Raw genomic sequence first — 24,243 nt, 5'->3', positions numbered from 1 at the left:
GTAAAAACTTAACTTTAAAATATCTTCATGTCTATTTAATTAACTCTTGTCTACCAGAGTTCGTGGATAATATTAATTCTACTCATATAGGTTGTCAAACCGGTGGGAAATCCATTTTTATGGTTTTTAAATAGTTTTCAAATTGTTATTTTCAATTTATATCAATAGGTTATGTTTTTTATATGTAGCTTAACTAATATTTCGAGTGGCATTTCAGTGTTATATGCCAAGAGTGCGTTCATTATTGAGTTTATTCAGACACAAATGCTAAAATTAATATTTGTACATAATTTGTCGCTAAAAATAACACATGAGATGCGTATGCAGGCTAAATGTTACGAATAACTACGAGGTGTGATAAAAATACCTTTTATTGATTTTCTATTAACACTTAAATTAATCTTGATCATTTTTAATACTCATCCATCCGCTTGTTATTAAATCAAGCATCATTTAATAACTTAAGAATACTCTGATGCATTTAAGATTCAACGTATAAATTCTTTATTCTGTCATTCAATCTAAAGATATTCATACTAGATAAGCACTCTGATAGCTTTGCCACCTATTTTATCGGTGATCCAAACAAGCCTACTCCTTAATAACCCACCTGCTTAACTGGCTTCTCAGGTTGATAAATTTTTTAGCGCTCTTCGAACTTTCGGCCAATACCCTCCGACGTACTAAATAAAGACAATTTTAGCTATTTAACTAAAAGAAGGGAGAGGTGAGATATGACATACTATATAGAAGGTGGAAGGTCAGTTGATAATGCTTAAACAAAAGAGCCGTAATTCACGGCTCTTTGATGATAAAATCAATTTTTAAATATAGAGTTAACCGAACAATTAAAACTTGAGGAGTTTTACTGCGTCATCAATGTCAATTTCATCTTCAGAGAAAGTTAACGTCGTACCATGTAACGTATGAATATCCAATTTTTTTAGTGAACGCATTTCACCCGGCTGAGTAGCAGATTTTGGCTTGATACTATTCATCAATGCACCGACAGATAACACAGTATTTTCTTTATCAATACGGGTATCCGCAGGGACTTCCTCGCTATAAACTCGATAAGACTTGATGGAGGTTATTTTAATGCGCTCACCCGCAATATATACATATTTGCTCTCAGGTATAACTTTTACCGAATAAGCAGATAACCCTTTTGTATTCGTGGTAGGTTCAAAAGTCACTAAAGCATCTTTCTTAATTAAGTCAGGATTGGCAACTTTAACCACATGAAAATAACGGTTATCGCCATTTTCATCTTTGATAAATCCAAAACCTTTATCTTCAAACCATGTTGTGATTGTTCCATTCATTGCCATTACCACCTAGTTAATCATTTATTGACTCAGTTTTTACAATGCGCAGTATAGAGCACAATACATGTGTAAACTACGGCTTTGCTTTTAGTCTGAGTGATAAATTTACGTGATGCAAGTGGCAAGCATTCGCCTGCCGACTAAAAATTGGTTATTATCAACCGCTATTTTTTGTTGGAAAGGCTAATGACTGAAATCATCGACACCTTTATTGCGCCGCCCTGTCACGATAAGATAGAAATTGTCTATCAGGATGAGTACCTTGTTCTTATTAATAAACCAAGTGGTTTGCTAAGCCTTTCAGGAAAAAACCCACAAAACTTAGATTCTGTGCACTACCGCTTAGCGCAAATATTTCCAAATTGCACCTTAGTGCACCGCCTCGATTTTGGCACCTCGGGGTTAATGGTTGTAGCGCGAAATAAACAGATAAACGCGGCACTTAATCAGCAATTTAGCCAAAGATCCGTGACGAAAAAATACCATGCACTCCTTTGTGGGCACTTAAATAATAACCATGGAGTAATAGACGCCGCAATCGCCAAAAAGCCTGAGCTTTTCCCTCGAATGTCCATTTGTGAACACCAAGGCAAGCCCGCGCGGTCGGCTTATCAAGTTATCGAACGCTTGACTCACACACTCGACAATGGAGCAACATTGCCATTAACTCGAGTACTATTAACCCCCGAAACGGGCCGAACCCATCAACTCCGTATTCACTGCCAACTATTAGGCCACCCTATTTTAGGGTGTGACTTATATGGTGGCTGCCTACTTGCCAATACAGAACATGCTCTGCGCTTAATGTTGCATGCGAGTGAACTGCATTTTATCCACCCAATTAGCAAGGAACGGGTCAAAGCATACAGCACGAGCCCCTTTTAAAAAGCAGTTAAATCATACTAATGTGGCAACTTAAAACATGGAAAAGTATTACCACATCAAATCATCGGGCACCTTAAAGTCAGCATATGGGTCGTCTTCATCTTGCTGCTCTTGGCTTAATGCATTGTTTAATACAATGCAATCTGCCTCTCTTTGTATGATTTTATCGGCTACACTCGCAGGAATAATGGCATATTCACATACATCCGTGTTATCAATTAGTAAGCGTGCAATTGCGAGACGACCATTAATCAGCTGAGTCTGAGTGGTTTTATCTACAACGATTTGTTTTATTACATTATTATCTGTGAAATTAAAGTTAATATCGCCCTTTGCAATATTAATCCTATTCATTTCAATCAATTGTTTCACTTGCGCCTTATATTCTTTTGCTAACAACGCTTGTTTCTGTTGCTCATTTAGCTGTTTATCACGCTCTAGTTGTGCCTTTTTATTTTCCTCAACAGCCTCTCTGGCTTCGCGAGCTTGGACCCGTGACTTTTTTGTTGTTCTTTGGACTTTGGCCATTTTCTTGCTTGTCACCAATCCCGCTTTTAACATTTGCTCTTGTAAGGTAAGTTTTGCCATCTTTGCCTCTAAATCTATCAGATAATTATGTGATTATACCTGTAGCTGCTGAGACCTGATAGGTTTTGAGCTTCATTGATGGAGAAATTATGTGATGATATTTAAGAAAATATAATAACGATGACAATTCAAAATTTGGTGTATTTAACTTATTTTGTCTAATCCAAAATGTGTCTATAAAAAATTATTTTCTTATACACACAATTTACTCAGTAACCATAGGGAGTTCACGAGAAAAGTTAGAGGCTTTCATCAACATAAAAACCTCTCTACTTTAATTGCTACGGAGTGGACATAATAATGGTCGCTGCTGAACTAAACTGGCCTTCTATTAATTCATTTGGAGATAAATTAGGTTTTTTAACTAGCGTAAACATTAATGTATCTCTACCATGCCCATTTTCTATTTTTGAATCGAAGTGCCCATTCATAGGGGAAACTCTTTGCCCTTGATGATAAATCTCAACACCCAATCCAGGCATAATAGGACCTTGGCTACCAATATCTCCAGTTCTAACAAGTAAAGCATCAGATGAAAAAGTCGACGTTTCTCCGCTAATAATCATCTTTATTGGCGCTGTCAGATTATTATCTTCGCAACTATAAGTGATTTCTGCGTTACGTTGAAAACGGCTTGCACTCCCCACCGTTGAAATACCCGATGCATTTACTGTTTCAAAATCAACAATGATGATTTGGTTATCATTAATATCACATGTACCTGTTCCAACAACCACGTCGTTACCTGCATAAAAATTCCATTTAAAATAAGCGTGGTCAATATGCTGATTACTATTTACAAATGTCGCATATTTATGGAGATCTAATGTCATCAGCAAATCGCCTTTTCTAACCAATACTGATGGCGTTGGTTTAACATTTACCTGTAAATATAATTTAATTTGTAAAGGTTCACTTGCTGTAGTTAAACGAAATACTTGAATTTCTTTACCGCTAAATGGTGCTAAATAATAAGCACCGCGCACGACGACACCCGCTTTTAATTCAGGGTTATTCTTAAATACAGGGCCAAGGTCAGCACCAGTCACATTTAAATAATCGACATAAGCATTGGGGGCTTCATTACGGCAGGTCATAAAATCACTCACATCCGCGAATTCATTTATACGATTAGGTACAGCAAAAATATCATTATCGAGAGGAACATCATAAATGCTTTGCGTTCCCCCACCAACTTCTTGTCCCCCATTAGTTTTACACTGGAATGCAAAAATGGCCGGAGAAAATAATAAGGTTGCGAGAAGTAATATTAATATCTTCATTGTTACTAATACCTTAATCATAAATTAAACTAAAAACAGCGGTTGCAGTAAAATGGCCAAACGCAATACTTTTATTTTTTATTGCGTCAGGTTCCCCTTGTACATTTGCATTAAAACTTAAAATATTCGTACCATTCTCTAGATTGTATGCAGATGTCGTACTATTAATGGGAATTTTTTTACCACTATATTCTAAGATTTCAATTCCGATCCCCGAAGCCATGCTGCCAGAGTCTAATGCAAGAAGGCCAGGTAAATGAGTATTTTCGCTTCCTGTAAATTTAACGGTCACCGTTTTAAAAATACTATTATCACAATCATCTAAATGAATATTAAAATTTTCAAGTGGCGTTTTTTGGTTAATATAGAGGTACTTATTAACGATAGTACCAAAGTCCACAATGATATTTTCATCACCAGGCCTTACTGTACAAGCTTCAGCGACAAGCTGCCCTCGTATTTTAATTTCACCTATTTGGCCATTTTTGGCATGGCTCGGTAACGAAAAAAATAACAAACTAAATAGCATGGAGAGTATTATTTTTTTAAATTTATAAAAATTGAAATTTAAGTTATTCATATAAATACCTTCAATGCTATATCAGACAATCTATTAAGATTATTCATACGTTATTTGAAAAGAAATAACACTTCGATAAGCCCCTGCTTGTAATTTCTCTGCAATTCTTACGGGTGCTACATAATAAGTTAAAATATTTTGCCCCGTAGAAATAAGCTCAGGTTCACTATACTCACCAAAAGCAATTTCTTTCCCTTTAGGATTAGTTATCTGTAATCCAAGTCCATTCACACCTTCAACTTTCGCTATGTTCGGCCTAAAAGGAACAACTGGCGTGATAAACCTAATTTTCATGCCAGGCTGAGAAATACTCCATGTAACATTACCTGATTTATTGTTTCGCAAAACAGTTGGGGTTTCGATACAATCCAATAATTCGATGTTTATCGGTGTCTTGTGGCCTTGAGCCCCAATTGTTTTTAATGATGCCGTTTCAATGTTACCTAAATCAACAGATTGAAATGCAGAATCCATCGATAAATGGCAGGCGCTTTCCGTTAACGAGCCATAAACGAAAATTTTGCCATTTGCACCTTCAACATCCCAATTTCCTGTCGTGTTATAAAAGGCATTATTTGATGCCGCATATATAACAGATGAATGAAATATGAGAGATAATCCAAAGAGTAGGGAAAAGCTTTTTTGATTAATCATCATTTTCCTCTCTATTTATTTTCAGGAACAACCTGACATGTATTTGCTTGGCATTTAAATTGAAGTTTTGGTCGGCCACCATAATCATTTATATAGGTCAATACTGGGTTTGATCCCACAGTAGAACTTGGAACCCCTAATTTTTCTTCACTAAATGGTGCAACCATAACTGCCTTAAAATTCTGATTTACTGGTGAATCTTTACGTTCAGCTGCACCAATAATCGTGATATAAAAGGGAGTTGGATTTTTAATGATATATTGGTCACCTTGCTTAATAAGCTGTGTTTTTTCTTGCCAAGGGTTATTCAGCATTTCTGTTTCACTTAGCATGATACTTTTAGGGCGATAAAATAATTTAATTTTGCTTTGTAACGCCAATTGCAAAACATTCGGCTTATCACTTTTTGGTGGGATCTCCCTTAAATTAAAGTAATAAACACTTTCTCTGTCCTGAGGTAACTGACTAATTTCAGGGAGCGCTTCAATACGGACTTGGCTTGATTTTTCGGGTTCAACTCTTTGCACCGGAGGTAATACTGCAAACGGTGAAGTAATTTTTACCCCTTGAATATTTTCAACCCACCCTTGAGCCAAATAAGGCAGTTGATTATTTTTATTAGTAATAGTAATTGAAACGCTTTTTTGATCGCCATTAAAAATAACTCGGGTTCTATCTAAAGCAATTGCCGAGAATGCGCTTCCGCTAACTAAACAACTTAGTAAAATAGTACTGATATATAAATTAGTTAATTTTTTCATAGCAATCACTCATCTACAGATTATTATCTGCTTCATTACGTTTATTTGATAATGGTTTACAAGGAATAAATAATCCTTGATGAATTGTTTCTAAATTTTCTGGAAAATTAATTTCACATTGTGCTTCGCCACCCCAATGAATAATCATGACTTCATTTGGGTTGATACCACTAACATAGGCATATCCATTATCGGTGACTATTCCCGTTTCTTTTCCTTTCAAATTCGTAATCTGAGCACCAAATGGTGGTGCAGAACCGTCAGACATACGCATTGAAAGCATCATCTTTTCACCAGACAGTACATTAAATTTGCGATAGCCAATCGCACCTTCTGTTAATGTCGCTTGAACAATAGAATCCGTTACTTCGGCATTATTCGGTAATGCGTTTAAATCAACTTTAACTTTACTGCGGTAGTAACTATTTAAGTCAGGAACAACCACTTTACCAAATGCATTTGATGCAATAGGGATACCTCGGTCTGATACAGGGATCTTAGCCACACCATCGGTGTCAATCAGTAAACGAGTTCCGCCAATATTTGAGACTCGGTGAGCATCCGCACCATTTAAAGTCATGGTAAACCCGCCTTGTGCCCCTACCCCAAATGACGTGTAATTATTGTGAATATAGCTGGCATTTGCAGTTAACTTAGTATTATCACCATAATGGGTAATATAGGTGCTTGCGGTTCCACCTTTGTTGGTCGAACCTGCACTGACTTGATAATTGGTTCTATCGGACAATTTGTCATAATAGGTTGCTCGATTAACGGTATCATCACGTGTTGCTTGCAATGAATAACCAATATTTGCACCATTTCCCCAAGGCATTGACGCTGAGATATACAGGCCATCATCATTTGTTTCATTATATTTATTGCGATAAGCCGATAACGAAATATTAATGTTCTTCAGGCTTCCCCAATCTAAGGTTTTTGTCACCATTAAATTGTAGCGATTACTTTCTGGCTTATCCCAATAAGTCTGGTGCGAGTAGTTTAAATAAGCTGTAATTCTCGATTCCCTAAAGTTTTTATTTAAAGAAATCACATACATTTCTTTATTACTACCTTGACGCTCACCTGAATCTTTAGCCGTTAAAAAATCGGTTACAGTCATAAAGCTGCGTTCTGAGAATCGGTAACCCGCGAATTGAACTTGGCTATCATAGTCATCAAAACGTTTTGAATAGTTTATTCGATAAGAATTACCCGTGAGTTTTTTATCATTAGGAATATTTGCAATTGAATGCGTAATATCGAAAGATAAGGCACCAAATGCCAGTAAGTCTCGGCCTACACCCACGTTGAATGCATTATAGTCTTGGCTATTTAATGAGCCTGCAAGCAATGACCAACCATTAGTGACGCCCCACGACATTTCACCACTCGCAAATGTATCTCCATTGACATGATGATCCATATCCGTTGGACGACCCATCGCTAATTTATATCGAATACTACCTGGTCGAGTTAAATAAGGGATATTGGCTGTTTCAACCTGATATTCTTGAACCGAACCATCCTGCTCTTCGATTCGAACATCCAGTTTTCCCGTCGTCGCATCACTTAAATTTTGGATACGGAAAGGACCCGCAGCGACTTGTTCTTGATAAATAATCCGCCCTTGTTGGCTAACAATCACCGTCGCATTTGTCGTCGCAACACCCGTTATTTCAGGTGCATAGCCACGTAAATTAGGCGGCAACATTAAGATATCAGAGCGTAAGCCAATACCTGTAAATCGAAAACTGTCGAATAAATCCGTGTTAAAATAGTCCTCACCTAAGGTCAATTTCGCTTTAATACTGGTTAACGCTTTATAGGCGTATAGTCGGCTCCATTGAAAATCATGCTCATTTTTACTGTTCGAGCCATTTTCTCGTTGAGCACGTCCCTGCCAATCTCCCCTGAAACGCCATGCACCAAGGTTCACACCTGCGACACCATTTGCTGTCACATTATAGTTGCTATTGTTATCATGAGGCTTATTCGCTCTTGCGTTTATATTGTAGTCTAAAATAGCCCCTGAAACCCCTTCATCCCACAGAGAGGGCGGGTCCCAATTAGCTGTTCTATATTCAAGGTAGGCTTGAGGTATACTCAGATACAATGTTGAGTCAGATAAATCCCCTCGAGCTTGAAAGCCGGGTAAGCTGGATAAATCAAGACACTCATTATTATGCCACCACGTAATTTGCTTCAACGAACTGGCTGTTAACCCTAGCTGTTGGACTTGTTCTGGTGTGATACAAACGAGGCTATCTTCAGGGTCATTCTCTGGCGCATAGAATGAAAACCGTTGCTCAGGTAAAGTTTCTTTATTGACTTGTACTTTGAGGGGATAGGTGCCAGGCATAATATAGCCTGCACGTGAAAATTGCTTAATATCAATGTTTTTTTTGTCTTCTAAATCAAATAACGCCGTATTAAATTGTATAGTATCAGCAGCATATAACTGAGCGGATAATGTTCCAAATGTAATCATTATCGTTGTCGTTATTATATTTATTTTGTGTTGTTTAAAAAACATAAAAAACATCCCTAAAACACCAATATAATTTCTTAGAATTAATAATAATCGACCTTGAACCTTAATAAGGTTTGGTAATTACCCGCTTTAACAGGATGATAATTGGTGACTAATTGCATTTGATATTTCAGGATCATTGTCCCTGGCGTAATTCCTAATACAGGTAATGGCTTTCCTGGTGTAATGGAATATCCAGATATATCATGCAATGCCAATTGCACTCCTTTTGCTTCACCCGAGAGTGTGAAAAAATCACCTTCAGATGGGCCATCAAAAGTGACTTCGAGTGAATTCCATTCGTTATTATCTTTCGAATATTTTTCCCAACGACAATCAATGAGCTTAATATTGAATTCTTTTATGGGGCCTTTCCCAACTTCACGAATATAGCTTGTTGGAAGCACCCCCATATTAATGGTCTGATCCCTAGACCCAATATCTATTGCGCAGGCAGTATCGACTATTTCGCCATTCATCGTGACTTTTCCCCATCCATGAGATGATGCTGCCATTTGTGGCGAAAGAAATAATGTTAGAAGAAATAGAGAAGATGCTTTTCTTCGCAAATAGATAAATCCTTTCACTTTAACCTCTGACTTAGTTTGGTGATTAATAGAGGAACACAAAGGTATTCCTCTTAAACTAATCAATTAGTTATAAGTTAAGGTAAAGTTAGTTACGCCTTCAAATTTACCTAATGGAATTTTATCAACCGCAACATTCGCACCTTGTACATAAGCGCTATAACGCAATGTATTATCACCCGCTTGTAATTGGTGTTCTTGAGCTGTTGCAACTCCCATATCTAATGCTGCACCATTAGTATCCGTTAATTGAATACCTACGTTGCCAGCAATAGTTGGGTCTGTTGCATCTAAACCTGTTACACCCAATAATTTAGAGTTGAAAGCAGCGCTAGAACCAGAGAATGTGATACTCACTTTATCGTTGTACACTTTGTCATCTGCATCTTTCGGGAATACACAGTCTTCCAATTCAATATTGAATTGTTTAGCGCTAGAAGTACCACCATTCGCTAAAATAGAGTTAGCGATTTGGCCTAACCATACTGTTTGGTCAATAGAATCTGAACTAATTGAGCAAGGTGCATCGATAATTTCACCTTTAAAGGTGACTTTACCATGTCCTTGGTCAGCCAGTGCTGGAGATGCAATAGCGGCAGAAACTAGTGCGGCTAAAAATACTTTTTTCATTTGAACCTCATTTATATATAACAACGTGATGATTACCCGACATGATGTAGGGCATAGTTAGAATTTATTATTTTTAAAATAACTATTTGCTGTATAAAGAATTTAAAATAACTTCTGTTTGTCGATTAAAAATATAATGGTAGTTATCCTTTCCATCGGACAAACACTCACTATTATGAATAAATGAATTAGCACTAGGATGTTTTTCATTTATTTTCAATGATACACTTTCAAAAAATGCACTCGGGCTGATTTCTAGATAGAATAAAATTGAAAATAGCATTCCACAGTTAATGCTACATATTCCTCTTTCATAACGAGATATTTGTTGTTGTGATATCTTTAATTTTTTAGCTAACTCACTACCACTAAGCCCTTTCTCCTTTCTAAGATAGGATAATTCCATGCCAATTTGTTCGGTTAGTATTTTCTGAAAGCTATCTATACTGGTCTTTAATTTATTACTTTTCATATCTCACCAATAAAGCCTTGTGTAATGTGGCAAAACAATCAGAGCTGCTCATAAAACAAACAATTCATTTTTTACATGAAAAAAACGCAACAAAATAAATCAAAATGTTGCGTTAAATAAGTTTTAGACAAATTGTTTTTTATATAAGAATCGTCAGAATTAAAATCTTTAATATATCTACTAAACTGGTAGAGTTAGATTATTTGACTGGTTGGTTTTATTGCATATAAAAATCATGAATGATAACTTTTTGTTGTTAATGACAATTTTTTACATTAATTAATAATTACCTCTAAAATGCATTACAGTAACAGAATTTTATGCTATTTGATTTTGGTTAGCCTGATAATTATACTTATTAGGTAATTTAAACATTTTGATTTATTATGTTGCGTTGTAGCTTGATTTTTATAGGCATTTTATTCATTCAGTTGATTATCATCGATAATTGATTGATTTTTTTATTACATACTGCGTCAATGCATCAAAAACCATAAACTATAGATTTTTAATCTTACAAAAACAAAGAATATAAATTTATCATCTAAAAAACCTCGCTTATAACACGCCATTTAACAGAGAAACTTTATTAGACAATCCAAAATAGACTATCACTGTAAAAGAAATGATTAAAATATGATAACAATTAGTTAACAACGCAAGCGGGTTACTGATACCCTTAATTGGAGTAATTAAATTATGATAATTCAAAAAAAAAGAATAGATGAAATTATTAACTAATTTTATTTTTAGAGGTTGGAAAATAAGTCATTTGAACATGTTATTTATGGCTTTAAAAATAATTTTTGCCCTTAATATGCATAAGAATACCTCAGCTTTATCATATCAATTGCCTAAATAACTGAGGTATTCTTGGTGTTTAGTTCATATTATTATGTTTAATGTTAGCTTTATGTTGACACAAGTCATTAAATTGCTTATTTATTCGACCAAATACCGCTAAATCTTTTTTCATTACTAGCAGTATAAATGACAGTATGAGCGATATTTCGATGCCCTAAATAGTCTTGGATTAATCGTGTATCCCTACCTAAATCAGCTAATGCATAACCACATGCGTGCCTTAGCATATGAGGATGAAGCTTTACAGGAAGCCCTGCTATTTTTCCATACTGTTCAAATAAACGATAAATTTGATAACGAGAAATTTGGCTTCCTTTCTGTGAAATGAATAAACAATCTGATCCTGCTGTTTTCCAAGAGTTTCGTTCAACTAGCCATTTTTCAATCACAGTAAACTCTTCGGGAATTATAGGCTGTACGGTAGACAACCCTCCTTTTAGTCTCCTAATAAATATCACTTTCTGCACCAAATCAATATCAGACATTGTGATATGAGTGAGCTCACTCACTCTTAGCCCATGCAAAAAGCTCATTAATAACAAACAATAGTCGCGATTAGGATAGCGACCTTGCTTTGTAGCCTCCAATAAAGAATTAACTTCTGTACGTGTAATAAATTTACGTTTAGTCATTATGATCTCATCTATACCTCGTTATATTTCGCTATATACCAACGATAAATTAACTAAAAATAATAATTTTTTAGAAAATTAAATATAATATGTCAGAAAGGGCAGTGATGATACCGCAATGCAAGCACTTAATCATGATGTCACTAAGACATAAAAGAATAAAATACGATGGATAGTTGAGTGATAAGTTGATTTATAAGGTAGTTATGTTGTTTTCATCACATGGATGATGAACGATAAAGGTAACTTCAAAGGGGCATTAGCCAGCATCTCTTTTCCCTCTCTTTCCCGCAATAGTGTATACTTGCCCACAATAAAATTTATCCACGGTTAATAAATAATGAAAGAAATCGAAAAAACACAAATTAAGCTTCTTAGCGACCGTTTAGACCTTATTCGTCACCAAATGACCAGTATGCAATTGACGAATGAAGCAGAAAAATACGCCGAGCTAGAGAAAGAAAAAGCGACGCTGGAAATTGAAATCGCTCGTCTAAAAGAGGTACGTAACAAAAAATTAAGTAAAGAAGCGCAAAAATTGGTTGATATGCCATTCAAACGCCCTATTACGAAGAAAGAACAAGCTGATCTTGGTAAGCTGAAAAAAACCGTGCGAGGGCTGGTCATTGTCCATCCCATGACGGCATTAGGTCGTGAAATGGGGCTGGATGGTATGACTGGTTTTTCTAAGACTGACTTCTAGTGAGAGAAGCCCCTCTTTAACATACTTTGCCAATTTATGATTTACTGCCTAAGCGCTCTAACTCTGAACGTAATACAGCAGTAGATAAACTCCATTTTCATGCTAAAGATATCAATTGAAGTCAATGACTCAGTCGTTAAAATCACCCTAAATAAGCTTAAGTATTATCATTGGGCGAATATACATGTCATGTAACTTCATTGATAATCGAGTAAACAATGTAAACTCTAATAGTTAACCGCTATAGCAAAATTCATCATAGCTAGTAGTAACGGCAATTATCATACTCTACGAAAAATGAAAAGAAGAGGATTTAAATAGAGAAACTATTAAACCCGAATAAAACTCATATGAAATCTAAGCTTTATGTTATAGAGGACTACATTAATTCTAAAAACATCTATAACTCTTTCATTCTATTTAATACTCTAAAATGTAGAATGTATATACTATTATGTTAGTTAAAAAGACAAACGATACTAAGAATAATCTCACCCTAATATAAAATCAAAATAACCCTAACGTTATAGTTTTTACTGTAATTAATTTAAAATGTAACAATATTATTATGAAACAAAATATAATAAATACGTACTTATATGTAACAAAATGTTTTTTATTTAATACGTAAGTTGTAATGTAAATAAATAAATTATAGTTCTGCTCGAAATTAACAACATAATATCGAATCAAAAAAAAACCATAAAATCATATTGTTATGTTCTTTAAATAGTAGTTAAAGTCACATTTTGATCCGAATAACCGATCAATAGCAGCATTTTGATAGGGTTAGCCTATCAAAATTAACTAATCGATCGATATAAACATCTTTAAATAAATAAAAATAAAAGCTAGATTAAATGAAAATTAAATCAGTAAGAAATTATAACTTCACTAGTTTAATTAAATAAATTATTGAGGAATTTATTATGATTAGCACCCAAAAAAATTTCATTGTAAAAAATATAAACCTAGAAATTGGTGATTTTATAAGAAAAACCAGACTTAAAAATGGATTAACTGGTGCACAATTAGGTAAATTAGTAGGAGTAAGTCAACAGCAAATATCACGATATGAACGAGGTTCAAATGGCCTATCATTACCAGATTTGATATTTATTTTATCAATTATGAATGCATCATTTTCAGATTTTGTTTCATACTCATCCTATTTGAAATGAGAGAAATAAAATTTTAGTAATGAGTAAACACTACATTATCAAATAATAATACATTATTCATATTCCTGTATAATAAAGAAATTTATATAGCAAAAACTCTTTCTTATACAGATATACTTATCTGTGTTAGTCAATGAAATTAATATAATTCCATTCTCAAAAACATAAATATTAACATCTTAACAATGATATTAGGAAATAGTATGAAACATAACAAATATATGTCTGTATTAGTAGCAGCAATGTTAACAACGTCATTTGCTTCAATTGCAGATACTAATACTGGTACTGTTACTTTCAAAGGTGAAGTTCGCGATACGCCTTGTAACTTAGATGCAGGACAAGGTGGTACTGCTACAATTGTTGATTTTGGCCAACTATCATTAAGTCAATTAAATGATGGAGATTCAAAGTATAAAAACTTCGATTTAAATCTGAAAGGCTGTAAATTAACATCAATTGATAACAGCGATCCACAAAATCCAACTACAGTAACTAAAACAGCAACTATTACTTTTGATGGTGTAAGTAAAATTGCAGGTCAAAATCTTTTAGCAACTACAGGCAGTGCTGCAAACGTTGCTGTAGGTATTAAAGATATTACTTTTGGTACTCCTGCTAACTTAAATTTGCGCGATGGTGACAATACATTAACTTACTCTGCTTTTGTTAAAAAAGCAGGTGCTGCTGCTGTAACAGCGGGCGATTTCACAACTATTTCTACTTTCGAAATCGCATACCAGTAAGTTATATACACTCCTTCACTATTATGTGGAGGAGTATATTACCTGAAAAAGAATATTATTATGAAAAACTTGTTAATTATTGCCACTTTTTTTGCTCATTTTTTTAGCATTCCAGCATTTGCAGCAATGAATTGGGGACAAGCAACAGTTAAAGGTGAAATATTAGCCTCGGGTTGTTCAATGCAACTAACAAGTAAAGATCAAATTATTCAATTTGGTGATTACCCTTTAAGTAGAATTAAAGATAAAAAGATAATCAAACCATTTAAAATAATATTAAAAAACTGTCAGCTATCAAATTCTTATTTTGAGGATGAGAAATCACCTATAAGAATAAAATTTTCAGGTTCAGTAACAAGCAACTTTAATGGATTTAAATTTAATGATGCCGATGGTTTGGCTATTTATATATTAAACGGAAATAACATTGTCAAGCCTAATGAATATTATCCCATTTATGATTTAAAAAGAGTTGCAGGCAAAACGAAATCAGTCAATGAACAACAATTAAACTTTTTATCTGAAATTGTTGTTGATGATGGGCTTAGGCCACAAGTAGGAGAATTTTCAAGTATCATTACATTTGATATTGATTACTATTAATTTAATGAGTATTTACGATGTTATCAATAAAAGAAAAAATGACCATTTTAATGGTGTCGATGCTTTTTTTTAACAAAGTATCCTATTCTGTAGAGTTCAATACAGATATACTTGATAGCACAGATAAAGCGAATATTGACGTATCAAGGTTTCAAAATCCAAATTTTATTCTTCCTGGAACTTATTTTTTTAATATAATTATTAATAGTACTCAATTAACTCAATCGGCCTCTCCTATTAAAATTATAGCTAATGATAATGATGATTCTGTGAGTGATATATGTATTGATAAAGACTATATTAATAGTTTAGGCCTTAAAGAAAAATATGTGAAAGAACTGACCTATTGGAATAACGGGGAATGTATTAATTTCTTGGCTTTGAAGGGTGTTAGTGTTACTCCTAATTTACCTGAGGGAACGGTAATCATAAATATACCTCAATTATATTTAGAGTATATGGATGTAAACTGGTTACCCAAAACCCTTTGGGATGAAGGGATCAGCGGGTTATTATTAGATTACAATGCCAACTATCAATATAGCGATAATGACAGTTTAAAAAATCAAATTGCATCGATCAGTGGATATCTTGGTGCTAATATGGGTGCTTGGCGTTTACGAAGTGAATATTATGGTAATTATCAAAGACAAGAGTCAAATAGCCAAACATCAACAATTCGTAATTTTTTATTTAATGCAATTTATTTATATAGAAATATTAAAGCATTAGATGCTAAATTAGTCGTGGGTGAAAGTACAACACCATCACAGATACTAGAACCTTTTAGATTTACAGGATTATCTTTATTTACAAACGATTCAATGTTACCTCCTAGACTAAGAGGATATGCTCCTGAAATTACAGGAATAGCTAAAACTAATTCTCGCGTTGTTATTACTCAATTAGGAAGGGTAATATATGATGGCAATGTACCTGCTGGTCCATTTAAAATTCAATCATTGAATAGTGGTACTCGTGGTGAATTACACGTAAAAATTATTGAGCAAGATGGATCTGAACAACAGTTTATTGTTAATAGTTCCAATGTGCCTTATTTAACTCGTCCTGGAACTACTCGATATAATGTAACTGCAGGGCAACCAATTAAACGAGACCATTCAGTATATAGAGGCGTTTTTTTCTTCAGAGGAGAAGTCTCACATGGTTTAAATAATAATTGGTCATTAAATGCAGCCTCAGATATAAGCCAAGGTTATCAACAAGTTTCATTAGGCTTTGGCCGATTTATGAATCAGTTTGGTGCTTTATCTGTAAATATAGCTCGCTCTTTTTCGCAGTTAGATCATGATAGTCCATCAGGTAACTCATATAGTATTAATTACTCTAAAACTTTTGATGATTACGATATGGATCTAACTTTTGCGGGGTATCGTTTTACTGATAGAAAATTTTATACTATGTCTCAATATTTAGATTTAAGAAATAATAAATTTATTGATAATGAAAAAGAACGCTATCAAATAAGTCTTTCAAAGCGTCTAGGTGAATTTAATATAAATTTAAATTATCAATTACAACAGTATTGGGATCGAGGTCAAACTCATCAATACGGCCTAAATATAGGTAAAAGCGTTAATATTCCTTATTTAAATTTACAAGGAGGAAGTATAACGCTATCAGCAAATAGAAGTTATTACCAAAATAAATATGATGACCAAATTAGCTTGATGCTTTCAGTTCCATTTGGCAAGCAGTTCTACACTTTTGACACAATGAAATATAATGACACCTATAATTCGCGTGTTTCTGTATCTACCTTAACTGAGGATAATGATTACTATAACTTAAGCGCATCAACAAGTTATGGTAAGGATGCTAAAAAACAAAGTACGCTAGCTGGTATGTATGATTTATCAACTCGTTATGCGTCTTTAAATAGTAATATTTCAATCTCAGATAAAGGTGATTCTAGCTTAGGTATGGGGTTAAATGGTGGTGTAACATTAACACAGCATGGTATTGCTTTACATAGCTCATCATATTCATCTGCAGCTAGGTTAATGATAGATACAAATAATATCGCTGATGTTCCTTTAAATAATGGTTCAACAGTAACAAATGGAATAGGGATCGGAGTTATTCCGAATATGACTAGCTATTACAAAAATAGCTATAATGTTGATATGAGTAAATTACCAGATAATATTGAGTCATCAAATACGATATATGATATTGCATTAACAGAAGGTGCAATTGGATACAGAAAAATAAGTGCAGATAAGGGATTCAAATTATTTGCAACTATTAAAATGGCAGATAATTCAGGTTCTCCTCCATTTGGTGCTCAAGTACTAAATGAAAAAGGTAGAGAAGTCGGGATAATTAGCGATAACGGATTAGTATGGTTAACAGCTGTTCAATCTGAAGAAAGGCTAAATATCAATTGGTCTAATAAAAATCAGTGTAATACAACATTACCCAATTTAGATAATGCAAACCAAATTATTTTAATTTGCAAAAAGTAGAGAATTTTATGAAAAATAAATTTTTATTACTTCCGCTATTATTGGTAGCACAAAATAGCATAGCGGCAGTATCTCTTGATAGAACCAGAGCAATAGTAGAAGGTGATTCTACCCCTGTAATTATTAATATCGAAAACCAGAGTGACACCTTGCCGTATTTAGCTCAAGCTTGGATTGACGATAAAGATGGAAATAAAATTACAACAGGACCATTAATTGCGACACCGTTAGTTCAGCGCTTAGAACCGAATATAAAAAGCATGATTAGAATTTCAACTACGGATGTATCTAAATTACCTAAAGATAGAGAGTCTATTTATTATTTTAATTTAAGAGAGATACCACCGAAAAGCGATAAGCCAAACGTAATGCAAGTTGCATTACAATCAAGAATTAAATTATTTTATCGCCCAGAGCCTATTTTAGATAAAGCAAAAACTGATTGGGCCTTAGATCTAGAGCTGAATACAGTAAATGATGGGTATATTATTAAAAATACCTCTCCATTTTATTTAACGGTCATTGGGTTAGCGGGTGACAAAAACAAATCTGAAAATGGCGCATTTGATTCATTTATGATTGACCCTTTTGGAAGTCATCAAGTTAAAAGTACACATTTCCAGAAACCGTACTTAACCTACATAAATGATTACGGTGGTAGACCAACTGTTTCCTTTAACTGCAAATCATCAGTATGCAAAGCTGATAGTCAACAATAGCCAGTTATAAAATGAGGGTACAATGAAATATTTTTCTGTAGTATTTTTCTCACTTTTTATTTCATTAAGCAGTGTAGCTAGTCAATATGATGAAAATCGTTCTTTTCCATCACATGATGTAACATCGGCTATTAAAATGGATAGTTTAAGTGGAAAACTGCATTTTAAAGTAGGATTAATGTACTCTCCGTGTGTTATTTTGGATGATGAATATAATAACGATATTTTTTTTATTGAACTAGAACAATGTTTAGTAAATAATCAAAATATTAAAATACCTTTACAAGCCAAGGCTAAATTGATCGAAAAAAACAACATAACAACTACAGTATATGATATTTATCATCCACTTTATTCTGGTAAAAACATACTTTATATACAAAATAAAAATACTAAAGGCAGCTCAGCTATCATGGAGTTAAATTATGATTAAATTCATATTTTCCATATTAATTATTACTATGACTCCTATTGCTTTTTCGAGTGATTTGCTTATTAATTTCAATGGAAATCTAATTGATAAAAAATGTGAAATTAAACAGTCAGAGATAACCATTCAATTCATTCCTTATTCACTAGGTTATATTGAGGTTAATGGCAATATTTCAGATAAAAAACCATTAAAAATTGAATTTGAAAACTGTACGCCTACTATGATGGATAAAATAATAAAAATTTCATTATCTTCTACAAATATATATAAACAAAATGGAATTGATTATTTAACAACACAAGGAGGAACAGGTCTAATCGTTGGTCTTGAGAGCCTTGATGGCGAACTAATTTCGTTTAATCAACCACTTGAGGTTAGAGTGAGTTCAGAAAATAAAGCAGAGTTAGTACTGAATACATATCTAAAAAAAGGTGACTTTGCTAGACCAGGAACCGTACATGGAACTGCAAGCATTATGGTTAATTATAACTAATAATAGGAAGTTATATAATGAAAATAAGAAAGTCGCTCTTATTATTATTACTTTTTTCTAGAGTAGTAACTGCTGCTGATTTTAATAATGGCCGTGCTGATGTAAAAATTAATATTACAGCAACTATAGTTGCTCCTGTTTGTACTATTTTAGGTGAAAATAATGAATCACCATTATTTATAAATTTTGATAATGTTGACTTCTCTGAAGTTGAAAATGGAACAGCCTATAAGGATATTCAGTTAAAATATAACTGTACAGGAAGTTCAGTTCCAGCTAATAAAGTTATGAACTTGTATCTATATCCAACTAAATATGGTGTCTATACACAAGTTGGTAACAACGTATTACGAACATCAAAGAATGGACTGGGAATCTCTTTAACCAAGAGTAATGCTAATCTTGATTTAAATAAATGGATTCCTTTTGGTAGTAATGAGCTACAAGGCTCATTTATCCTTCGAGCTTCGTTAATTACCCCCAATAAATTACTATTAACGGAAGGTAGCTTCGATAGTACTGTTGCTATCCTAATGAGTTATTTATAATTTGGATTATATTTTATGATGAAAACCGTTTTTTATTTGTTACCTGCTTCACTACTGGCTATTTCTAGTATTAGCAATGCTGGTGATCCAGATGACTGGACAGTCATGGGGTATAGTGGTACTCAATTTACAGCTGATACAACTTGGACGGGCGCTAACTTTAATGGTGTCAATTTAACGTTAAGAGCTAAGCTAAGTAGTATGGGAGGAAAAATGACTGAGTATGCATGGGGATCTCGTGCATGTCCTCCATACGGGAATTCACCTAATTCAACTAATATGCAATATGTGATTGCACCAAATACAGTGGATTATGTAGATCCTATTACCAATGAAAAATTTACTTTTAGAATTTTATTACCCCAATCATTAGGTACAATCAATGGATATCCAAATACACAATATGCACAGATAGGGCAAAGCTCAGGTAATGTTGGCCGTGCAACCTGTTCGCGAACCCCTTATACGCCACAATCATTTAGTGGAGAAACTCCTATTACATTAATCAGTAATACTAATCTCCCAATTAGAAATACACCGCATATTATTAAAGTAAACACGACTTTATTTGGTGTCAGAAACCCAAATATACCAGCTAAATGGTTAAGTTCTGTTGCGCTTATCCAACCTAAAAACTCAGCTGTACTTACTTTTAATGTAACCGTTATTAATACTTGTCGTGTAGATAAGACTCAACTAGATTTTAATTTTGGTTCTTTACCACAATCAATAGCTGATGGAGTAAATCTAACTAAAAGTGTAACCGTTAGCTGTACTTATCCTGGAAATATTAAAGTAACTTACCAGCCCTCAAAACCTATTGATAGTGCAAATCCAACTCGTACAAGTTTAGATTTAGGAAATGTGTCATCTGGTTGGTACGGTGAGTTGGCAGTTGATGGTAAAAAGCAATTAATCACGACACTTCAAAGTATTACTAATAAAACACTAGATATAGGAATTACATTAGGAAAAAGTAGATCCAATGTATCTTTTGGCAACATCAGTGGTGGTGGGGTCTTAATTTTTGAGTATATTTAATATTAACTTATTTAACATACTTTAATTTTTAAATAATTAAAAATATGCAGAAGTATATAATACAAGTGTTTTTAGATAAAAATCGAACCTGTAGATAATTTTATATCAGCATAGTTCACTTTTATGGTAAATTCATGCCTGTTAAATACCAAAAAAAAATTACCCGATGATTTTTTAATCGGGTAACGAACAACACTATTTAATAATTCTATCGTTTTCGTAGTATAAATTTCTTTACGTATATCGATAAGTTAATAAAACAGGGTTCTTAAATTAGGGCGGTGTTAGTTATAAGCCCCTCTATTTTGTGTGTTTATATTTAATATTATTTATCAAATATATCTAAATCTGCATTGAATTTAAAGGATTTAATTGCCTTCAATGGAGGTATATTGAACTTGAATGGCTATTACAGGAGTCGTATTTAATAGGTAATGACGTTGATATTAAATGGGTTTACTTAGTTGGATAAATAGCATTGCCCTCATTAATGCCCCCAAGACAAAAATCATACCTAAATTCATAATCTGATTAAGAGGTTAATGAGTGGGTTGTGGGTATTGTTATTATACAAAAACAATATTTTTAACTAACTCACATCTAGTAATCATAACCCATCATAATACACAGTAGATTATACGTTTCAAAAAATCATATAATCTACCTGCATACTCACTATTTTTCTCTTAATAGTATTTCGGTTATTTCATTCGCTCTTTAAACGAAGCCTATTAAGGTTATCGCCTCGCTCAGACGAGGCGCTTGCTTATGAAAACATACATGGCCAGTTGGTTATAATAACTCTCTATACTTTTCTCAAGATTTTCATGGCGCGATAGGAATATTATCCTAAAAAAATTGCCAATACCAATCCATGATAGTACCTAACAACTACTTATAAATAGGAAAGTAAGCACTAGGAAGTTCAACAAAATAGAACTTTTTGGTATTTAATCTTATTTTTTATTGTATTGTGACTCTTAAAATCCCTGCTCCTTGAAATGAGCCTGTTTTGGTTTTATCGTCAGGGTGAAATGTTGAATTAATAAGGTAGTCTTTTTTCCCTGTGACTTTCTCCTCACTGATTGTTTTTCCATCGCTAAATTGTAACTCACAATCTCCTTCACCACATTTAGTGAAGTTAGCACTTTTCCCTGTGGGTTTATTTGTCCCAATTAATTCCATTTTTACTGGCGTTGATGCACTGCAAGAGATACTGTAATTTGTTACGTTACTTTTATAGCTAGACTCATCCCCTAATGTAATATCATGAGTTAATTGCAGTTGGTTACTGTTGAAATCACACTTAGATTTTACATCAATAATTAATGTAAATGAATCACGTCGGCCAAGGCCTCCTACGATTAAATTGGGCACATCTGCTGAGGGGCCTTTCTCTTCAGGAGTTGTAAATTTATTTTCTTCAAACGCATAGTAATAGGCCACGGGAACCCTATAGATCCCTGGAGCGAGGTTACCTTGCGATAAGGTTGCTGTTATTCTTGCACTACGCCAATGAAAGTCTACAGGTATCATTGAGCCAAGAGTCCAACAGCCCCCGACATCGGTCTTAACTGTAATTTGGTTTATCTTGGAAATATATCCTGAAATTTGTGACTGTGCTGGATAGGTCCAACTGTTATAAGGGTCGATATTCAATGAAATAGGGACATTATTTACGTACACTCTATTTTGCATAATAAGCCAAGCGGTTTTTTCTTGGGTTGCACTTAATTTATCATTAGTTCCTTTACATCTTGTATAGACACTTCTTGCATTATAAAGGCCATTCAGCCCACCAGACATTATTGATGATGCAGAGGTAGTCATATCATTATAATTAATCAACATATCGTTTGTTTTTACTGGACTTGTCATTGTCCAAATAAAATGGCGATAATCCCCAGCAATACTGGTGACAGGGAAAAATAATATGTTTAATAAAATTAAGATAAAAAAATGAGGTTTAAGTATCATGTCAATTCCAAGTCATTATTAATTGTAGGTGATGACTATTTTTGCAGTAGATTCAAATTTACCCGGTGCTAAATTACTAGTATTTAATGCATAGGGAACTGCAGTTATAGAAAAGATCCCATTTTTTTGACCTTTTCCACTTAATCCATTAATAATTTCATTTCCTAGGCTGTTTATATTGTTTCCAATAATAAGCGGGTAAGTATTATTAACTGAATTTCCTTGATATAAAGCAATCCCTAACCCTGTATTTCCTTTAGTATTTAATACATTATTAGGCGCATTCGCTAATTTATCACCGACAACATTGATATAAGGCTTTCCTTGGTAATATTGGCAATCAATAGATATTTCTTTAGTGATTGAGTTATCATGGTTATTAACTTTATCTATTTGTACGGTTTTAAAGTTAAAAATAATTTTTTCATTCTTATTAATAATACAAGGTGGTACTTTGACAGTACCTGATATTTTTATTGGAACATCAACAGCAAGGGAAGAGAAGGTGCAGAAATAAAGTATACCAACCCAGAATTTAAAATATTTTTTAATGATATCCATTATTCATACTCCACAGTAAAGGTTACTGAGGCTAAAAAATCACCTGTCTTTGCATCTCCGGATTTAGGCTTACGAACAAAAACACCAAAATTAAGTTCTTGTGTATTTCCTACTTCAGGCACGATACCAAAGTTAATTTGTTGATTCCAAACAATTAAAGAATCATCTTTATCTGTTATCCCCAATAAAACACCGCTATCACCCTGCGTATTTAAAAAAGAATCACCATCAATATTGGTTAATTTATTACTTTTCCATGTTAACTTGATTATTTTTTTTAAATCTGTTTCGCTGCATTTTTCAATAAAAATTGAAAAAGGTTCTGTTGCGCTCGGTATTCCTTCATTAATTGTCTTTAAGCGTAGGTTATAAATTTTTATTTTTTGATTTAAAGATTCGGTTGTAACTTGACAAGCTGTATTGACAAGCTCACCGCGAAACTCCATATCAAGTCCTTCCTCGCTATAAGCTAATGCAGGGAAAGTGAATAACAAGAGATAAAATACCCAATTCAATCGGCTTTTTCTATTCATAGCTCACCTCAAATCTTAAGGTATTGTGGTAATCAATTTGCTGTGGTAAGGCTATTTTATTATCACCGTTTGTTAAATAAGTGAGATAGCTTGGGTAAAATAACGATTTTTCGGTATCGTAAAATTGTAAGGTGACAGGGGTATGTACAGCTGAATTGATTAAATTAAGATCATCAAATGCACTACCAGCACCACAATTTGTCAGCGTGACCTCTTTTGCACCGCGTATACTTAGGTTACAAGCTGTATTCATCAATTGCGCGTATACTTGAATCTGGCCGTAACTGATTGAGTTAGTTGGCAAGCTAGCAGCGACATGTTTTATGCTAGAAAGAAAACACAGTACTATCATGATAATAAACAGTCCTAGAGGTGTTTTTCGCGGGCTGCTCATGTTTGTTTTCCTTATTAATATGCTA

Annotated in this window: 26 protein-coding genes; 11 read left to right on the top strand and 15 right to left on the bottom strand. The window is 33.7% G+C overall.

All coding sequences use genetic code 11. The features are described 5' to 3' along the window. Positions 1-848: 848 nt before the first annotated feature. Positions 849-1,331 carry a cold-shock protein gene (locus ACPEH5_RS18845; protein ID WP_042848554.1) on the bottom strand — a complete coding sequence of 161 codons (483 nt, stop codon included), beginning with the start codon at positions 1,329-1,331 and terminating at the stop codon, positions 849-851. Positions 1,332-1,514: 183 nt separating this feature from the next. On the opposite strand from ACPEH5_RS18845, the gene ACPEH5_RS18840 reads away from it, so the two are divergent. Then, complete coding sequence (locus ACPEH5_RS18840) at positions 1,515-2,213, top strand: RluA family pseudouridine synthase (protein ID WP_042848555.1); 699 nt, start codon at positions 1,515-1,517, stop codon at positions 2,211-2,213. Positions 2,214-2,261: 48 nt separating this feature from the next. Here ACPEH5_RS18840 and ACPEH5_RS18835 read toward each other — a convergent pair whose 3' ends face one another. The 10 genes from ACPEH5_RS18835 to ACPEH5_RS18790 form a co-directional block, all read right to left on the bottom strand. Beyond that, positions 2,262-2,801 (bottom strand): DUF2058 domain-containing protein, encoded by a 540-nt coding sequence (locus ACPEH5_RS18835; protein ID WP_042848556.1) that lies wholly within the window; start codon positions 2,799-2,801, stop codon positions 2,262-2,264. A 281-nt stretch (positions 2,802-3,082) separates the two neighbouring features. After that, the gene (locus tag ACPEH5_RS18830; protein ID WP_225833140.1) at positions 3,083-4,084 is read right to left on the bottom strand and encodes a fimbrial protein; all 1,002 of its coding nucleotides are present in this window, start codon (positions 4,082-4,084) and stop codon (positions 3,083-3,085) included. A 13-nt stretch (positions 4,085-4,097) separates the two neighbouring features. Further along, positions 4,098-4,664, bottom strand: coding sequence for a fimbrial protein (locus tag ACPEH5_RS18825; RefSeq protein ID WP_129467243.1), 567 nt, complete (start codon positions 4,662-4,664; stop codon positions 4,098-4,100). Positions 4,665-4,703: 39 nt separating this feature from the next. Next, the gene (locus ACPEH5_RS18820; protein WP_048605542.1) at positions 4,704-5,321 is read right to left on the bottom strand and encodes a fimbrial protein; all 618 of its coding nucleotides are present in this window, start codon (positions 5,319-5,321) and stop codon (positions 4,704-4,706) included. An 8-nt stretch (positions 5,322-5,329) separates the two neighbouring features. Continuing rightward, complete coding sequence (locus tag ACPEH5_RS18815; protein ID WP_048605543.1) at positions 5,330-6,079, bottom strand: fimbria/pilus periplasmic chaperone; 750 nt, start codon at positions 6,077-6,079, stop codon at positions 5,330-5,332. A 13-nt stretch (positions 6,080-6,092) separates the two neighbouring features. Continuing rightward, complete coding sequence (locus ACPEH5_RS18810; RefSeq protein ID WP_042848560.1) at positions 6,093-8,624, bottom strand: outer membrane usher protein; 2,532 nt, start codon at positions 8,622-8,624, stop codon at positions 6,093-6,095. A 29-nt stretch (positions 8,625-8,653) separates the two neighbouring features. Continuing rightward, on the bottom strand, positions 8,654-9,199 hold the full coding sequence (locus ACPEH5_RS18805; protein ID WP_225833133.1) for a fimbrial protein: 546 nt from the start codon (positions 9,197-9,199) through the stop codon (positions 8,654-8,656). A 66-nt stretch (positions 9,200-9,265) separates the two neighbouring features. Continuing rightward, positions 9,266-9,829: a fimbrial protein gene (locus tag ACPEH5_RS18800; RefSeq protein WP_042848561.1), complete on the bottom strand. Its 564-nt coding sequence runs from the start codon at positions 9,827-9,829 to the stop codon at positions 9,266-9,268. Between the two features lie 82 nt (positions 9,830-9,911). After that, a complete protein-coding gene (locus ACPEH5_RS18795; RefSeq protein WP_042848562.1) occupies positions 9,912-10,301 on the bottom strand; it encodes a helix-turn-helix domain-containing protein in 390 nt (129 codons plus the stop codon). A 938-nt stretch (positions 10,302-11,239) separates the two neighbouring features. Then, a complete protein-coding gene (locus ACPEH5_RS18790; protein ID WP_042848563.1) occupies positions 11,240-11,797 on the bottom strand; it encodes a tyrosine-type DNA invertase in 558 nt (185 codons plus the stop codon). A 340-nt stretch (positions 11,798-12,137) separates the two neighbouring features. Here ACPEH5_RS18790 and ACPEH5_RS18785 point away from each other — a divergent pair, with 340 nt between their 5' ends. From ACPEH5_RS18785 to ACPEH5_RS18740, 10 genes are all read left to right on the top strand, one after another. Continuing rightward, positions 12,138-12,500, top strand: a complete 363-nt coding sequence (locus ACPEH5_RS18785) for a YibL family ribosome-associated protein (protein WP_042848564.1) — start codon at positions 12,138-12,140, stop codon at positions 12,498-12,500. A gap of 929 nt (positions 12,501-13,429) precedes the next feature. Then, positions 13,430-13,681, top strand: coding sequence for a helix-turn-helix domain-containing protein (locus ACPEH5_RS18780; protein ID WP_042848568.1), 252 nt, complete (start codon positions 13,430-13,432; stop codon positions 13,679-13,681). A 203-nt stretch (positions 13,682-13,884) separates the two neighbouring features. Continuing rightward, positions 13,885-14,427, top strand: a complete 543-nt coding sequence (locus ACPEH5_RS18775) for a fimbrial protein (protein WP_042848569.1) — start codon at positions 13,885-13,887, stop codon at positions 14,425-14,427. Positions 14,428-14,487: 60 nt separating this feature from the next. Continuing rightward, positions 14,488-15,030 carry a fimbrial protein gene (locus ACPEH5_RS18770; RefSeq protein WP_048605548.1) on the top strand — a complete coding sequence of 181 codons (543 nt, stop codon included), beginning with the start codon at positions 14,488-14,490 and terminating at the stop codon, positions 15,028-15,030. Positions 15,031-15,047: 17 nt separating this feature from the next. Continuing rightward, complete coding sequence (locus tag ACPEH5_RS18765) at positions 15,048-17,519, top strand: fimbria/pilus outer membrane usher protein (RefSeq protein WP_042848571.1); 2,472 nt, start codon at positions 15,048-15,050, stop codon at positions 17,517-17,519. An 8-nt stretch (positions 17,520-17,527) separates the two neighbouring features. Beyond that, on the top strand, positions 17,528-18,238 hold the full coding sequence (locus ACPEH5_RS18760; RefSeq protein ID WP_042848572.1) for a fimbrial biogenesis chaperone: 711 nt from the start codon (positions 17,528-17,530) through the stop codon (positions 18,236-18,238). 22 nt (positions 18,239-18,260) lie between these two features. Next, positions 18,261-18,671, top strand: a complete 411-nt coding sequence (locus tag ACPEH5_RS18755) for a hypothetical protein (protein WP_042848574.1) — start codon at positions 18,261-18,263, stop codon at positions 18,669-18,671. Continuing rightward, positions 18,664-19,164: a fimbrial protein gene (locus tag ACPEH5_RS18750; protein ID WP_042848575.1), complete on the top strand. Its 501-nt coding sequence runs from the start codon at positions 18,664-18,666 to the stop codon at positions 19,162-19,164. The genes ACPEH5_RS18755 and ACPEH5_RS18750 overlap by 8 nt, the downstream gene beginning before the upstream one ends. 17 nt (positions 19,165-19,181) lie before the next feature. After that, the gene (locus tag ACPEH5_RS18745; protein ID WP_208292499.1) at positions 19,182-19,712 is read left to right on the top strand and encodes a fimbrial protein; all 531 of its coding nucleotides are present in this window, start codon (positions 19,182-19,184) and stop codon (positions 19,710-19,712) included. A 15-nt stretch (positions 19,713-19,727) separates the two neighbouring features. Then, a complete protein-coding gene (locus ACPEH5_RS18740) occupies positions 19,728-20,753 on the top strand; it encodes a hypothetical protein (protein WP_048605551.1) in 1,026 nt (341 codons plus the stop codon). A 963-nt stretch (positions 20,754-21,716) separates the two neighbouring features. On the opposite strand, the gene ACPEH5_RS18735 is transcribed toward ACPEH5_RS18740, so the two are convergent. Genes ACPEH5_RS18735 through ACPEH5_RS18720 form a run of 4 tightly spaced genes read right to left on the bottom strand, consistent with a single transcriptional unit; the run spans position 21,717 to position 24,218 of the window. Then, positions 21,717-22,730 (bottom strand): hypothetical protein, encoded by a 1,014-nt coding sequence (locus ACPEH5_RS18735; RefSeq protein WP_166686999.1) that lies wholly within the window; start codon positions 22,728-22,730, stop codon positions 21,717-21,719. 18 nt (positions 22,731-22,748) lie between these two features. After that, complete coding sequence (locus ACPEH5_RS18730; RefSeq protein WP_042848581.1) at positions 22,749-23,291, bottom strand: fimbrial protein; 543 nt, start codon at positions 23,289-23,291, stop codon at positions 22,749-22,751. Beyond that, on the bottom strand, positions 23,291-23,824 hold the full coding sequence (locus tag ACPEH5_RS18725; RefSeq protein WP_042848582.1) for a fimbrial protein: 534 nt from the start codon (positions 23,822-23,824) through the stop codon (positions 23,291-23,293). The genes ACPEH5_RS18730 and ACPEH5_RS18725 overlap by 1 nt, the downstream gene beginning before the upstream one ends. Then, positions 23,817-24,218, bottom strand: coding sequence for a hypothetical protein (locus tag ACPEH5_RS18720; protein ID WP_048605554.1), 402 nt, complete (start codon positions 24,216-24,218; stop codon positions 23,817-23,819). The genes ACPEH5_RS18725 and ACPEH5_RS18720 overlap by 8 nt, the downstream gene beginning before the upstream one ends. Positions 24,219-24,243 lie beyond the last annotated feature (25 nt).

The organism is Providencia sp. NPDC089933, from assembly GCF_049545585.1.
Taxonomy (GTDB): Bacteria; Pseudomonadota; Gammaproteobacteria; order Enterobacterales; family Enterobacteriaceae; genus Providencia; species Providencia huashanensis.
Note: the sequence above shows the minus strand (reverse complement) of the source record. Positions and strands in the feature narration are given on the sequence as shown.

Coding starts and splice junctions, on each gene's coding strand:
- ACPEH5_RS18800 (WP_042848561.1), bottom strand. CDS start 9,829: ATGAAAAAAGTATTTTTAGCCGCACTAGTTTCTGCCGCTATTGCATCT.
- ACPEH5_RS18740 (WP_048605551.1), top strand. CDS start 19,728: ATGATGAAAACCGTTTTTTATTTGTTACCTGCTTCACTACTGGCTATT.
- ACPEH5_RS18810 (WP_042848560.1), bottom strand. CDS start 8,624: ATGTTTTTTATGTTTTTTAAACAACACAAAATAAATATAATAACGACA.
- ACPEH5_RS18725 (WP_042848582.1), bottom strand. CDS start 23,824: ATGAATAGAAAAAGCCGATTGAATTGGGTATTTTATCTCTTGTTATTC.
- ACPEH5_RS18845 (WP_042848554.1), bottom strand. CDS start 1,331: ATGGCAATGAATGGAACAATCACAACATGGTTTGAAGATAAAGGTTTT.
- ACPEH5_RS18820 (WP_048605542.1), bottom strand. CDS start 5,321: ATGATGATTAATCAAAAAAGCTTTTCCCTACTCTTTGGATTATCTCTC.
- ACPEH5_RS18790 (WP_042848563.1), bottom strand. CDS start 11,797: ATGACTAAACGTAAATTTATTACACGTACAGAAGTTAATTCTTTATTG.
- ACPEH5_RS18780 (WP_042848568.1), top strand. CDS start 13,430: ATGATTAGCACCCAAAAAAATTTCATTGTAAAAAATATAAACCTAGAA.
- ACPEH5_RS18720 (WP_048605554.1), bottom strand. CDS start 24,218: ATGAGCAGCCCGCGAAAAACACCTCTAGGACTGTTTATTATCATGATA.
- ACPEH5_RS18785 (WP_042848564.1), top strand. CDS start 12,138: ATGAAAGAAATCGAAAAAACACAAATTAAGCTTCTTAGCGACCGTTTA.
- ACPEH5_RS18730 (WP_042848581.1), bottom strand. CDS start 23,291: ATGGATATCATTAAAAAATATTTTAAATTCTGGGTTGGTATACTTTAT.
- ACPEH5_RS18755 (WP_042848574.1), top strand. CDS start 18,261: ATGAAATATTTTTCTGTAGTATTTTTCTCACTTTTTATTTCATTAAGC.
- ACPEH5_RS18835 (WP_042848556.1), bottom strand. CDS start 2,801: ATGGCAAAACTTACCTTACAAGAGCAAATGTTAAAAGCGGGATTGGTG.
- ACPEH5_RS18745 (WP_208292499.1), top strand. CDS start 19,182: ATGAAAATAAGAAAGTCGCTCTTATTATTATTACTTTTTTCTAGAGTA.
- ACPEH5_RS18775 (WP_042848569.1), top strand. CDS start 13,885: ATGAAACATAACAAATATATGTCTGTATTAGTAGCAGCAATGTTAACA.
- ACPEH5_RS18735 (WP_166686999.1), bottom strand. CDS start 22,730: ATGATACTTAAACCTCATTTTTTTATCTTAATTTTATTAAACATATTA.
- ACPEH5_RS18825 (WP_129467243.1), bottom strand. CDS start 4,664: ATGAATAACTTAAATTTCAATTTTTATAAATTTAAAAAAATAATACTC.
- ACPEH5_RS18760 (WP_042848572.1), top strand. CDS start 17,528: ATGAAAAATAAATTTTTATTACTTCCGCTATTATTGGTAGCACAAAAT.
- ACPEH5_RS18765 (WP_042848571.1), top strand. CDS start 15,048: ATGTTATCAATAAAAGAAAAAATGACCATTTTAATGGTGTCGATGCTT.
- ACPEH5_RS18840 (WP_042848555.1), top strand. CDS start 1,515: ATGACTGAAATCATCGACACCTTTATTGCGCCGCCCTGTCACGATAAG.
- ACPEH5_RS18795 (WP_042848562.1), bottom strand. CDS start 10,301: ATGAAAAGTAATAAATTAAAGACCAGTATAGATAGCTTTCAGAAAATA.
- ACPEH5_RS18770 (WP_048605548.1), top strand. CDS start 14,488: ATGAAAAACTTGTTAATTATTGCCACTTTTTTTGCTCATTTTTTTAGC.
- ACPEH5_RS18815 (WP_048605543.1), bottom strand. CDS start 6,079: ATGAAAAAATTAACTAATTTATATATCAGTACTATTTTACTAAGTTGT.
- ACPEH5_RS18750 (WP_042848575.1), top strand. CDS start 18,664: ATGATTAAATTCATATTTTCCATATTAATTATTACTATGACTCCTATT.
- ACPEH5_RS18830 (WP_225833140.1), bottom strand. CDS start 4,084: ATGAAGATATTAATATTACTTCTCGCAACCTTATTATTTTCTCCGGCC.